This window comes from Hyphobacterium vulgare (genome assembly GCF_042643335.1).
GTDB lineage: Bacteria > Pseudomonadota > Alphaproteobacteria > Caulobacterales > Maricaulaceae > Hyphobacterium > Hyphobacterium vulgare.
Map to the genome: position 1 here is coordinate 1 of NZ_JBHRSV010000023.1, position 12,068 is coordinate 12,068.

The window sequence follows — 12,068 nt, forward strand, 5'->3', positions numbered from 1 at the left end:
CCCCGCGCAAATGCCTTGACTACAGAACCCCCGCAGAGGCCTTCTCAGACCACCTGTTGCACTTCAAACGAGAATCCACCTTCCCGCCTTCGCGGGAATGACGGGAATTAAACTCCCACCGTCTTCTGAACCTCGCCCGTCCATCCGACGAACACATCGCCGCCCGTCTCGATCACCGGTCGTTTGACGAGGGTCGGGTGGGCAGCGAGCAGGTCCGCCGCGCCGGCATCGCTGTTCGCCTTCGCCTTCTCGGCGTCGGACAGGGAGCGCCAGGTGGTCGATTTGCGGTTCACGAGCGTGTCCGTCCCGACCGCCGCGAGCCATTTCGGCGCGAGCGCGGTCACGTCAGCGTCGGCGCGCAGATCCACGAAGTCATAAGCCCGCCCCGCCGCATCGAGCGCCTTCATCGCCTTGCGGCAGGTGTCGCAGGTCTTGATGCCATAGAGCGTGATCATGGGCGGGCCTCCTTCAGTCCGGTGGTCCCGGACTAGTCGAGGGAAGCGCAGGGCTCAAGGCTGGCGAGTCATCGGGTCTTTCGAGGCCGCCCAGTTCGCCCGGCTGGACACAAAGCCAAGATAGGAAACAAGCAGGCTGCCTCCCAGCACGCTCCAGCCGACGCCCGGTGACAGTCCAAGCGGCTCGAGGCCGTGGATGGCAATCCAGATCGCAGCGCCGATGACCGGTATACCCGCCGCAATGATCGCGAACGCGATGGCACGCAGGCGCGTGCCGAAATAAGCATCCTGAACCTGCGCCCATTCCGGCCGCCTGCGGAGCCAACGCCCCGGGAGCCAGAGCGTCAGCTGGCAAAGAAGGGTCGACGCGACAAGAACGGCGACAAGATGCTCCTGCCAGGCGTCGAGCAGCAAAGGCAGGACAAAGGCCGCCGCCAGCGGGATGAGCAGGTAGAGTTCAGCGAACAGCAGATTGATGGCCGCAAACACCTTCACGCTCGCCGGGATCGCCGAAAGCGGGATGTCCGCCGGGGGTTCAATCTGCCTTCGCTCGGTCTTGGGTTGGCCGTCAGGGAAGGTCTTCCGCAGATCCCGTCCAAGATAGGCACCGCCTGCTCCGAAGATCAAGGCAAAGGCCGTATTCGGCAGAATGAAGATGGCGTCGTTCGCGGGCATCTCGGACAGGCCGAGGAAAATGACATTCACGGCCACCGCCATCGGAACGCCATAGAGGAACGCGCCGTTTAGAAGCGTGGCTTCCGCGGTGCGCCACAGGCGGGCTTCGTCGTCGGAATGGCGTGCAAGAAAAGGCGTCAGCAGGAATCGGCTCAACGCCCACCAGACGCCCGCCGCAGCGAACCAGGCTGCGCGGTTGATGAAGGCACCGGTCGTGGAGTCAGGCTGCCAGAGGAAAAGAATGGCCGCAGCAGAGCACGGCCAGAGCGTGATCGCGAACCGCGCCAGCGCTGCCTTGTTCCTGAACATGCGTCGCCCCACGGAATCCGAAATCGACGCCCGGAGGTTGCACGGTTTCGTAATCCAACTCCAGAAATTTCAGGCTTGATGCCTACTCCGCCGCTTCCTTGGCGGCGCGCATCTGTTCGGCGCGGCGTTCGACCAGTTCGACGATGTGGTCGACCATCTCCTCGTTGGTGACGTTGTGGTCGGGCTTGCCCGAGACATACATCTTGCCCGAGCCCTTGCCGCCGCCGGTGAAACCGAGATCGGTGAACATCGCCTCACCCGGCCCGTTCACGACGCAGCCGATGATCGAGAGCGAGATCGGCTCGGAAATGTGCGCGAGGCGTTCTTCCAGCGTCTCGACCGTCTTGATCACGTCGAAGCCCTGACGCGCGCAGGACGGGCAGGCGATGATGTTCACGCCGCGCGTGCGAAGACCCAGCGACTTCAGGATGTCGAAGCCGACCTTGATCTCCTCCACCGGGTCGGCGGAGAGCGAGACGCGGATCGTGTCGCCGATCCCGGCCCAGAGGAGATTGCCCATGCCGATGGCGGACTTCACCGAGCCGATGCGCAGGCCACCGGCCTCGGTGACGCCGAGATGCAGCGGCGCGTCCGTGGCTTCGGCGAGCGCGGCATAGGCCGCGACGGTGAGGAAGACGTCCGACGCCTTCACCGAGATCTTGTATTCGCGGAAATCGAGGTCATCGAGGATGCGGGCGTGGTCGAGCGCGCTTTCCACCATCGCCTCGGGACAGGGCTCGCCGTATTTTTCCAGCAGGTGACGTTCCAGCGACCCGCCATTGACGCCGATGCGGATCGAGCAGCCATGGTCGCGGGCGGCGGACACCACGTCCTTCACCCGGTCCATCGAACCGATATTGCCTGGATTGATCCGCAGGCAGGCCGCGCCGGCCTTGGCCGCCTCGATACCGCGCTTGTAGTGAAAGTGGATGTCCGCGACGAGCGGGACGGAGACCGACTTCACGATCTGCGACAGGGCGGCGGTGGAGTCCTCGTCAGGGCAGGACACGCGCACGATATCGGCGCCGGCCTCTTCAAGCTGCCGGATCTGGGCGATTGTCGCCTGCGCGTCCGATGTCGGCGTGTTGGTCATGGACTGGACGGCGATGGGCGCGCCGCCCCCCACGGGTACCGAGCCGACATGGATACGCCGGCTTTCGCGCCGCTCGATCATGCGCCAAGGCCGGACTTCGCGATGGGCTTCATGCATGGCGATCTTCCTTCGCGGACGCGAACGGGTCCGCTGCCGGTGTCATGCGCAGGATATAGCGTCAAATGTGTCCGGATTCGACCGGCAAGCACGCGGCAATTCAGCCGGCGATCTCGATTTCCGCTTCCGCGACGAGGAAGGCGCCGGCATGCACCGGACGTTCGTCGACCGGTGTGCCGGGTTCACCCAGCAGGCCGAAAGATTGACCGTCGACGAAGACCTCGATCAGGCCGGCATCGGCGGAGGTGACGGTCAGACCGTCTTCCGACAGGGCGCGATAACGCTCGCCCGCAGCCAGTTCGCGGGAGAAGAGCAGGCGGCCGGAGCCATCGCGCACCTCGAGCCAGGTCGGAGCGCTGGCCTGAAGCACGACTTCCTCGGTCGCCGTGCCCGGCGCCGGCAGGTCGCGCCAGACATCGCCGACCGACCAGCTGCGCGCGCCATTGGCGAGGCTTTCGTCTTCCAGCAGGGAAAGATCGGCGTCGGGCGGCGGCGGCACGTCGGCGAACGCGCCTTCACCGGATGCCGTGTTGGCATACCACCAGGCGATGCCGGCAACGCCGGCGAGAATGAGGACAGCCCCGAATGCACCGCGCGGCAGTTTGATCTCGCGCTTTTCCTTGGGAGCGGTGGGCGTGGCGCGGCCGGTCTGGGTGTCGACCTCGCGCTTGAACTGGTCGACGATCGCGGCCTCGTCGAGGGACAGGAATTGGGCGTACGTGCGCAGATAGCCGACGCAATAGGCGCGCGACGGCAGGCCGCGCGGATCCATGGTTTCAAGCGCTTCGAGATAGTCGCGGCGGATACGGGTCCGGGCGGCGGCAGAGTCGAGCGTCAGCCCGAGACGCGCCCGCGCGTCACGCAGTTTCTCACCCGCAGACAATTGCACACAAGATGTTCCCGAGCCGGCGAAAATCGCATCGACCGGCACAAACCCACCCGGATTGCGCCCCTCAGTCATGTTCACTCCTGCGTCCTCAAACACGGACGCCCTGACACCCCACCCGCGCCTGTGACCTATTTGTCACATGACAACGGATTAATCATACTCTCAAAGCACCCGGGTTATCAACAGCCTCCACGGCAAGTCCTGCAGCGGACCCGGCCTTCAGGAGACCGCCCCGGAGTGAGGGCAGGTCGTCGGTCATGTGGCTTGCAAGCCACGTGCCGAGCCGGCCGGCATCGAGCGCCGTCAGCGCCCGCTTCACCGGGCCGATGCTGCCCGCCGCCATCGACATGCGGTCATAGCCCAAAGCCATGAGCACGCAGGCCTCCAGCGGACGGCCCGCCAGCTCGCCGCAGATCGATACCGGCACATTGTGACGGACGCATGCATCCCGGATCGATTTCAGGAGCTGCAGCGCCGCCGGCGCCAGCACGTCATAGCGGTCCGAGACGCGGGCATTCTGCCGGTCGGCGGCATAGAAATACTGCATCAGGTCGTTCGCTCCGACGGAGACGAAATCCACTTCCGGCAGGATCTGCTCGATCGCCCAGGCCATGCCGGGGGTTTCCAGCATCAGCCCGGCCTCTACCGTCTCGGGGACGGTACGGCCGCGGCGGCGGAAATATTCCACCTCCTTGACCAGCATGGCCTTCGCGGCGCGGAACTCCCACGGCGCTGCAATCATCGGGAACAGGACTTTCAGCGGCTTTTCGCCGGCGGCGTGGATCAACGAGCGCAGCTGGTAGCGCAGCAGGCCCGGCCGATCGAGACCCATGCGGATGGCGCGCCAGCCCAGCGCCGGGTTCGGTTCGCGGGTCGACGGGGCGTAGGACGTCACCTTGTCGCCGCCGAGATCAAGCGTGCGAAAAACGACCGGATGCCCGTTGGAGGCGTTGACCACCGCCCGGTAGAGCTCGGCCTGTTCGTCGAGGCGCGGCAGGGTGTCGGAGACCATGAACTGGAATTCGGTGCGGAACAGGCCGATCCCCTTGGCGCCGGTCTCGGCAAGCCGCGTCAGCTCGATGAGCAGGCCGATATTGAGATGCAGCTCGAACGCCTGGCCGTCGGCGGTGACCGAGGGCGCCTGGCGCAATTGCTCGAAGATGGCGCGGCGTTTGGACAGGGCTTCAGTGCGCTCGCGGTAGGTCTCGGTGACGTCTTCCGCCGGGCGGATGTGCAAGAGGCCGAATTCGCCGTCGAGAATGACCGGATCGCCCTCCTCGACGCGGTCAAGCGCGCCTTCGACCCGGCCGACGAGCGGTATGCCGAGCGCCTTGGCGACGATCACGGCATGGCTGGACGCCGAGCCCTCCTCCAGCGCCACGCCCTTGAGGCGGGCGCGGTCGTAGTCGAGCAATTCGGCCGGACCGATCGAACGCGCGATCAGGATGGCGTTTTCCGGCAAGGGCCTTGCCGTCGACGACTCCCCGTCGAGATGGCGCAGGAGGCGGTTGGCGAGGTCTTCGAGGTCGTGCATCCGTTCGCGGAAATTGGCGTCGCGTGCCTGCATCAGGCGGGCGCGGTGCTCGTTGCGGACGCGTTCGACGGCGGCTTCCGCGGTCAGGCCCTGGCGCACCGCATCGCGCAACTGGTTCAGCCAGCCGCGGTCATGCGCGAACATGCGGTAGGCCTCGATCACGTCGCGGGTCGGCCCGCCGAAGGGCACACGGCCGCTGTCGAGCATCTGGTCGACCGAGCGGCGCAGGTTTTCGAGCGCGGTTTCGAGCCGGGCCTCTTCGCTGTCGGGATCGTCGGCGATCAGGCGCAGCGATGTGACGTGCGGCTCGTGGACGACGGCCACGCCCATGGCGAGGCCGGGCGAGAAGGCACCGCCCTGAAAGCGTTCCGCCTTGGTCGGGCGAACGTCGAGCCCGGCCAGTTCCTCGGCCGAGATGATGTCGCCGGAGGCGACGATCTCGGCCAGGATCATGGCGACGGTCTGCAGCGTCTCGATCTCGTCGTCACCGACATCGCGGCTGGTCAGGGTCTGGCTGGTCAGCACGCCGACGAGGCGTCCGCCGCGCAGGATCGGCACGCCGATGAAGGATTTGAACGGCTCCTCTCCCGTTTCGGGACGATAGGAGAAGGCGGGATGGGTCGGGGCGTCCGCCACGGCCAGCGGCCGGGCCTGGCGCGCGACGAGGCCGACCAGGCCTTCGCCGGGCTGCAGGCGGGTATTGTGCACCGCTTCCTGCTTCAGGCCGTGGGTGGCGCGCAGCTCCAGCGAGCCGCCGCGGCGGGCGAGATAGATCGAGCACACGTCGGCGCCGGTTTCCTGCGCGATCAGGCGGACGAGATGGTCGAGCCTTTCCTGGGCGTCCTCGCGCGCCGCCATCAGCGCGCGCAAACGCGTCAGAAGCCGCCGGGGTCCCGGCGCAAAGGCTTCGATCGCTGTCATCCCTCGCAAAAGTCCTTTCGCTAGCCCGCGGCGTCGAGGCCATAAGCGGAATGGAGCGCACGCACCGCAAGTTCCACGGATTCGTTCGCGATCAGCACGCTGATCTTGATTTCGGACGTCGCGATGACCTTCACCGCGATATTCTTCTCACCCAGCGCCCGGAACAGGATGCGGGCAACATCCGCACGCCGGTTGAGGCCGATTCCCACGATCGACACCTTCGCCAGACCGGTTTCATGCACGATGTCGCGCGCACCGGAACCGGATGCAGCGGAGTCTATCACATCGAGCGCGGCATGCAGGTCGCGGCGGTCGACGGTGAATTCGATATTCACCGTGCCGGCATCGCGCGAGCGGCCCTGCACGATCATGTCGATGCCGATTTCCGCGTCGGCCAGCGCGCCGAAAACCTCGGCAGCGGCCTGCGGCTGGTCCGACACGCCCAAGAGGCCGATGCGTGCCTGGTCGCGGGCATACGCCACGCCTGAAACAATCCGGCGTTCGGAAATCAGATCGGCATCGACCACTTCGGTACCCTCCGCATCGGGATCGTTCGAAAAGCTCGACAATACGCGCAGCCGCACCCCTCTCGCCTTGGCCATCTCCGCCGAGCGCGTCTGGAGCACCTTGGCCCCCTGCGCCGCGAGTTCGAGCATCTCGTCATAGCTTATCGCAGGAATTCGCCGGGCGCGCGGTTCGATTCTGGGATCCGTGGTGTAGACACCGTCAACATCGGTGTAGATGTCGCAGCGTGCGCCGAGCGCCGCGGCCAGCGCCACCGCCGACAGGTCGGATCCGCCCCGGCCCAGCGTGCGCAGGCGGTTGTCCGGCCCGATCCCCTGATAACCGGCCATGACCGGAATGATGCCCTGCTCCAGTGCGGCAAGGACGGGCGCGGCATCGAGTGCGGAAATCCGCGACGATCCCGGCGGGCCCTGGGTCTCGATCCGCGCCTGCCAGCCGAGGAAGGACTGCGCCTTGAGGCCCCGGGCGCCGAGTTCAAGCGCCATCAGCGCGGCGGAAACCTGTTCGCCGGCGGTCAGGACGACATCGGTCTCGACCTGGCCCAGCGCCCCGCCATGCGCGCCGGCGAGTTCGAGGAGGCGGTCGGTCTCACCGGCCATGGCGGACACGACGACGGCGACGGCATGGCCCTTCGCGGCTTCATCGGCGACGCGCGCGGCGGAGGCGCGAATCCGGTCGGAGGTGCCGACCGACGTGCCGCCGAATTTCATCACCACGCGTTCCAATCCGGCGTCCCTCGCCTATCTTCCCGGCCATCAGCCCGGTGTGCGCCAATCGACGCATCCCGCTGTCCGCTCTCGATCATCGCGGCCAGCGGGGCCATATTACGGCAGCGCACCACACGCAATGCGAGAACGGACAAAGATCATGGCCCAGGCCGCCGCCCCCGAGACGATCTCCCGCCCCTCCGTCGACCCGCAGGAGGTCGAGAAATTCTCGCGCATGGCCGCGGAATGGTGGGATCCGGATTCCAAGTTCAAGCCGCTGCACAAGTTCAACCCGGCGCGCCTTTCCTGGCTGCGCAGCGCGATCACCGCGCATTTCGGTTTCGACGACAGCGCGGCCGAGCCGTTCAAGGGTCTGCGCATCCTCGATATCGGCTGCGGCGGCGGTCTGATCTCCGAGCCGATGGCGCGGCTGGGGGCCTCGGTCACGGCAGTCGATGCGGCGGAAGCCAATATCAAGACTGCGATGGTGCATGCGCAGGAGATGGGCCTGGCCATCGACTACCGCCACGGCACCGCGGAACAACTGATCGAGGCGGGCGAGCAGCCCTTCGATGTCGTCCTCAACCTCGAAGTGGTCGAGCATGTTGCCGACCCGGACGCCTTCCTGAAGGACTGCGCTGCGCTGGTGAAGCCGGGCGGGATGATGGTGGTCGGCACGATCAACCGCACGCCGCGCGCCTTCGTCACCGCGATCTTCGGCGCGGAATGGGTGATGGGCTGGCTGCCCAAGGGTACGCACCGCTTCCGCAAGCTGGTGAAGCCGGAGGAGATCCGCGCCGCGCTGTCGGGCACGGGCCTCACGCCAGAAGAGCCGGTCGGGGTCAGCTACAACCCGCTGAACGACCAGTTCTCGATCACCGGCGATGCGGGCGTGAACTACATGCTGGCGGCGAAGAAGGCGGGTTGAATTTGTTGTCTGCTCCGCAACCAGCGGTTATATTCAGCGCATGAACCAGTCGGTGAGCACACCTCAACCGCTTCTGATCTGGTCGCGCGCCATCGCGGCCGCCCTGGGGTCTGCGCTCGCAGCGGGGGCAGCTTCGAGCGCGCTTCCGGTGATCCTGATTGCGGCAGTGATTGGCGGGGCGGCCATGTTCCTGCTCGAGACCCAGCCAGACTGAGGTGTCCGAGAGGCCGTCTCTAGAGGTCGTCGGGCCTTACATCCCCCTTCTGGCAGCAGGTGCCGGCCTTGGCGTCTATTCGCTGCTCGTCGCTGTGCGCGGTTTGGACTTCGACGGAAGCGAAGCCCTCAGCCTCGCCCTGGCGGCCTACACCATCTATTCAGGAATTGTTGCCCTCCGCGCGGTTTCAGAGCTTCGCGACGAAAAGAACCCGGCCCGGCGAGGCGTACTCGTGCTGCACCATCTCTCCGACTTCCGGCTGTTTGCCATCATCGTCGTGATCTACTTCATCGTGACGACAGCCGGCGCTCTCTATCGGCTCGCCGCCTAGTTCACCCGCTTCGGCGGGACCGGGGCGAAGGGCGCGGGCAGAGGCGCGCAGGGCACGCCGTCCTCGGCGAGGGCTTTCGCTTCCTCCGGCGTGGTCTCGCCATAAATGTCGCGGTGCGGGATGTCGCCCTCGTGCATGGCGCGCGCCTCGTCGGCGAACTTGTCGCCGACATAATCGAAATTGTCGCGGATATGGGCGCGGACCTTGCCGGCCATCTCCATCATCATCTTTTGCGGCGTTTCCTTGCGCCGCTTCGGCGAGGCGACATTCGGCGCCATGACCGCCTTCCTCACCGAGGTCGAGGCGCAGAGCGGACATTCGACCAGGCCGGACGCCGCCTGCTCGTCATAGTCCGACGAATTGCGGAACCAGGCCTCGAATTCGTGTTCGTGATCACACACGAGGGCGTAGCGGATCATGGGCCGGTGACCTCGCGGTCATGCTTCAGCGCCGGGATGCGGGTGCGTGCATCGGTGACGGCGTCGAGGTCGAGTTCGGCGTTCAGAACGCCCGGCTCGTCATGGTCCAGTTCCGCGACGATCTTGCCCCACGGGTCGACGATCATCGAATGCCCCCAGGTGTTACGCCCGTCCTCGTGATGGCCGCCCTGCGCGGCGGCGAGGATATAGCTGCCGGTCTCGATCGCGCGGGCACGCAGCAGGATTTCCCAGTGCGCTCGGCCGGTGGGCCGGGTGAAGGCGGAGGGCACGGCGATCAGCTGCGCCCCGGCTTGCGCCAGCTTGCGGTAGAGATAGGCGAAGCGCACGTCGTAGCAGATGGTCAGGCCGAGCTTCGTGCCCGCCGCCTCGGTCAGCACGGCCTTCTCGCCCGGCTTGTAATTGGTCGATTCCGAATAGGTCTCGCCGCCGCCAAGGCCGACATCGAACATGTGGATCTTGTCATAGGTCGCGGCCAGCTTCCCGTCCGGCGCGAAGAGATGGCTGCGGTTCACCGCGCGGTCCTCGGCGATCTTCTGCGCGAAGGAGCCAGCGAGCAGCCAGATGCCGTGCGTGCGGGCAATGTCGGCGAAGCCCATCACCGCCGGGTCCTCGTCCGGGGCGTAGAGCCTGGCGAACAGCTTGGCCGGATCGCGCTCGACCAGATTGGTGCATTCGGGCGTCACGACCAGTTTCGCGCCGCCGCGCACCGCCTGTTCGATCAGGCGGGCCGCGTCGTCGATATTGGTCAGCGGGTCGGTGCCCGACCGCATCTGGACGAGGGCGACGGGGAGTGTGGTCACCCCGAAATCCCCAGCATCACGTCGAGCGCGCCCTTGCGGTCGAGCGCGAACATGTCGTCGCAGCCGCCGATATGCTCGTTGCCGATGAAGATCTGCGGATAGGTCGAGGCCCCGTTGGCGCGCTGGATCATTTCCTTGCGCCTGGCCGCGTCCATACCGGCGTCGATCTGTTCGAAATCGACGCCCTTGTCCTTCAGAAGGCGCACCGCGCGGGCGCAGTAACCACAGAATTCGCGCGTGTAGATCGTCACCCTGGCCATCGACTCATTTCCCGTGCCGCGTGTTGAAGCCGCCTTTATGTAAGCGGGTTTACCGGTCTGACAACGCGGGCCAGCGTCAGAACATTCACCCGGGCCGCTCCGGCGCGCTGCAGCGTGCGCGCTGCAGCCTCGGCCGTCGCCCCGGTGGTGAAGACATCGTCCACCAGCACCAGCACCTTTCCGGCGATGCGCGGCCTGGCCCGTTCGGGCACGCGAAACACGCCGGCGACATTGCGCCGCCGACCGCTGGCGGACTTGCCGGCCTGGCTCGGCGTGGCCTTCACCCGGTGCAAAGCGTGCGGCTCAAAGCGCAGGCCGGTTCGTCTGGCGATGGCCATGGACAACAGAGCAGACTGGTTGAACCGCCGCTGGGCCAGACGGCGGCGGTGCAGCGGAACGGGAATGATCGCGTCCGCGCCTTGCAAAAGTTCACGGCCGGAAACCGCCATCCAGGCGGCGAATTGCGCCACGCTTTCCACCCGGCCGCCGTGCTTGAACTCCAGCACGAGCTGGCGGCTGGCATCGTCATAGACGAAGGCGGCGCGGGCCCTGGCATATTTCGGCGGACGGGCGATGCAGGCCGGGCACTGCGCGCCCGCGCCGATCGCATAGGGGAAGGGCAGTCCGCAGGTGTCGCACCAGGGCGCGTCGAGAAAGTGGATCGCGGACCAGTCGTCCGCGTCGAGCCGGCCGGGCGCATCGACCCGCATCCCGCTGGCGGCGGAATGGGGCGGCCAGACGAGGTCGGCCGCGGCGCGCACGGCTTCCCTTCCCCACCGGAGCGGGCCATATCGGGCCCATGAGTTCAAACGCCCCTCCCCGCCTGTTCGACCGGGCACTGGTCCGCCAGCATCGCTCGCGGTCCGCTCGCAGTGTGGCAGAGCACGACTTCCTGTTAAAGCGCGCGATCGAGGATATCGGCGACCGGCTGGTCACGATCACCCGCGATTTCGGCCGCGCACTGATGCTGGGCGGGGGCGGGCGCGGCGTAGCGCTGCTGATGGAACTGGCCCCGGAGGCCCACGCCAAGGCGGCGATGTGGGTGGAGAGTGATCTGTCGCCGCAACGCGCAGCGCTGGCCGGCGGGACGGCGCTGGCACTCGACGAGGAGGCGCTGCCCTTCGCCGACGAGAGCTTCGACCTGATCGTCTCGCCGCTGGCGCTGCACTGGACGAATGACCTGCCGGGCGCGCTCATCCAGATCAACCGGGCGCTGACGCCCGACGGCTTTTTCACCGCCGCGATGATCGGCGGGGCGAGCCTCAATGAATTGCGCCAATCGCTGATGGCGGCGGAAAGCGAACTGACCGGCGGCGTGTCGGCGCGGGTCTCGCCCTTCGCCGATGGGCAGGATTTATCAGGCCTCCTGCAACGCGCCGGCTTTGCCCTGCCGGTCAGCGATGTCGACCGCGTCACGGTCCGTTACGGCAATGCCTTCGTGCTGATGAAGGATTTGCGCGGCATGGGCGAAACCAGCGCGCTGGCATCGCGGCCGCGCAAGCCGGCGACGCGCGGCCTGTTCGAGAGGGCGGCACAGATCTATGCCGAGCGTTTCGCCGATCCGGACGGCCGGATCCGCGCGAGTTTCGAGATCATCCATGCCGGAGGCTGGGCCCCGCATCCCGGACAGCCGCGCCCGAAGCGCCCCGGTTCAGCCACGGTGCGCCTCGCCGATGCGCTCGGGGTCAAGGAGCAGTCTGCGGGGGAGAAGGCGGGGCGGTAGACTCCCGTCACGCTCGCGAAGGCGGGGGTTCAGAATTCAAGGCTTTTCTGGATTCCCTGAGTTCTCAAACGAAGTGCAACACCTTCCTAGGGTGTTGCGATGGGACAGCGATATCGACATTTCAGCGTTGAGGAACGGGTTGAGATT

14 protein-coding genes are annotated in these 12,068 nt (G+C 66.5%); 4 read left to right on the forward strand and 10 right to left on the reverse strand.

Going from position 1 to position 12,068, the window contains the following annotated elements:
• Positions 1-107: 107 nt before the first annotated feature.
• The 6 genes from ACFOOR_RS11595 to ACFOOR_RS11620 form a co-directional block, all read right to left on the reverse strand.
• Entirely contained in the window at positions 108-455 is a 348-nt protein-coding gene (locus ACFOOR_RS11595) for an ArsC/Spx/MgsR family protein (RefSeq protein ID WP_343165788.1), read from the reverse strand.
• 54 nt (positions 456-509) lie between these two features.
• Positions 510-1,439 carry a hypothetical protein gene (locus ACFOOR_RS11600; RefSeq protein WP_343165787.1) on the reverse strand — a complete coding sequence of 310 codons (930 nt, stop codon included), beginning with the start codon at positions 1,437-1,439 and terminating at the stop codon, positions 510-512.
• 82 nt (positions 1,440-1,521) lie between these two features.
• Positions 1,522-2,649 carry a flavodoxin-dependent (E)-4-hydroxy-3-methylbut-2-enyl-diphosphate synthase gene (gene ispG / locus ACFOOR_RS11605; RefSeq protein WP_343165786.1) on the reverse strand — a complete coding sequence of 376 codons (1,128 nt, stop codon included), beginning with the start codon at positions 2,647-2,649 and terminating at the stop codon, positions 1,522-1,524.
• A 100-nt stretch (positions 2,650-2,749) separates the two neighbouring features.
• Entirely contained in the window at positions 2,750-3,610 is an 861-nt protein-coding gene (locus ACFOOR_RS11610; RefSeq protein WP_343165785.1) for a helix-turn-helix domain-containing protein, read from the reverse strand.
• 82 nt (positions 3,611-3,692) lie between these two features.
• A complete protein-coding gene (ptsP, locus tag ACFOOR_RS11615) occupies positions 3,693-5,993 on the reverse strand; it encodes a phosphoenolpyruvate--protein phosphotransferase (RefSeq protein WP_343165784.1) in 2,301 nt (766 codons plus the stop codon).
• A gap of 20 nt (positions 5,994-6,013) precedes the next feature.
• Positions 6,014-7,243 (reverse strand): aspartate kinase, encoded by a 1,230-nt coding sequence (locus ACFOOR_RS11620; RefSeq protein ID WP_343165783.1) that lies wholly within the window; start codon positions 7,241-7,243, stop codon positions 6,014-6,016.
• Positions 7,244-7,385: 142 nt separating this feature from the next.
• Between ACFOOR_RS11620 and ubiG the strand changes: the two genes are divergently transcribed.
• From ubiG to ACFOOR_RS11635, 3 genes are read left to right on the forward strand one after another with little or no spacing between them, the layout of a single operon-like run.
• Positions 7,386-8,153, forward strand: coding sequence for a bifunctional 2-polyprenyl-6-hydroxyphenol methylase/3-demethylubiquinol 3-O-methyltransferase UbiG (gene ubiG, locus ACFOOR_RS11625; protein ID WP_343165782.1), 768 nt, complete (start codon positions 7,386-7,388; stop codon positions 8,151-8,153).
• 40 nt (positions 8,154-8,193) lie between these two features.
• A complete protein-coding gene (locus ACFOOR_RS11630; protein ID WP_343165781.1) occupies positions 8,194-8,367 on the forward strand; it encodes a hypothetical protein in 174 nt (57 codons plus the stop codon).
• 1 nt (position 8,368) lies between these two features.
• Positions 8,369-8,698 (forward strand): hypothetical protein, encoded by a 330-nt coding sequence (locus ACFOOR_RS11635; RefSeq protein ID WP_343165780.1) that lies wholly within the window; start codon positions 8,369-8,371, stop codon positions 8,696-8,698.
• Here the strand turns inward: ACFOOR_RS11635 and ACFOOR_RS11640 are convergent.
• The 4 genes from ACFOOR_RS11640 to ACFOOR_RS11655 are packed head-to-tail and all read right to left on the reverse strand — an operon-like array spanning position 8,695 to position 10,959.
• Positions 8,695-9,117, reverse strand: a complete 423-nt coding sequence (locus ACFOOR_RS11640) for a DUF1178 family protein (RefSeq protein ID WP_343165779.1) — start codon at positions 9,115-9,117, stop codon at positions 8,695-8,697. The genes ACFOOR_RS11635 and ACFOOR_RS11640 overlap by 4 nt on opposite strands.
• Entirely contained in the window at positions 9,114-9,938 is an 825-nt protein-coding gene (locus ACFOOR_RS11645) for a carbon-nitrogen hydrolase family protein (protein WP_343165778.1), read from the reverse strand. Before ACFOOR_RS11645 ends, ACFOOR_RS11640 begins: the two co-directional genes overlap by 4 nt.
• Complete coding sequence (gene grxC, locus ACFOOR_RS11650; protein ID WP_343165777.1) at positions 9,935-10,198, reverse strand: glutaredoxin 3; 264 nt, start codon at positions 10,196-10,198, stop codon at positions 9,935-9,937. The genes ACFOOR_RS11645 and grxC overlap by 4 nt, the downstream gene beginning before the upstream one ends.
• A 35-nt stretch (positions 10,199-10,233) precedes the next feature.
• Positions 10,234-10,959 (reverse strand): ComF family protein, encoded by a 726-nt coding sequence (locus tag ACFOOR_RS11655; RefSeq protein WP_343165776.1) that lies wholly within the window; start codon positions 10,957-10,959, stop codon positions 10,234-10,236.
• 38 nt (positions 10,960-10,997) lie between these two features.
• On the opposite strand from ACFOOR_RS11655, the gene ACFOOR_RS11660 reads away from it, so the two are divergent.
• A complete protein-coding gene (locus ACFOOR_RS11660; RefSeq protein WP_343165775.1) occupies positions 10,998-11,921 on the forward strand; it encodes a methyltransferase domain-containing protein in 924 nt (307 codons plus the stop codon).
• The last annotated feature ends 147 nt before the right edge of the window (positions 11,922-12,068 follow it).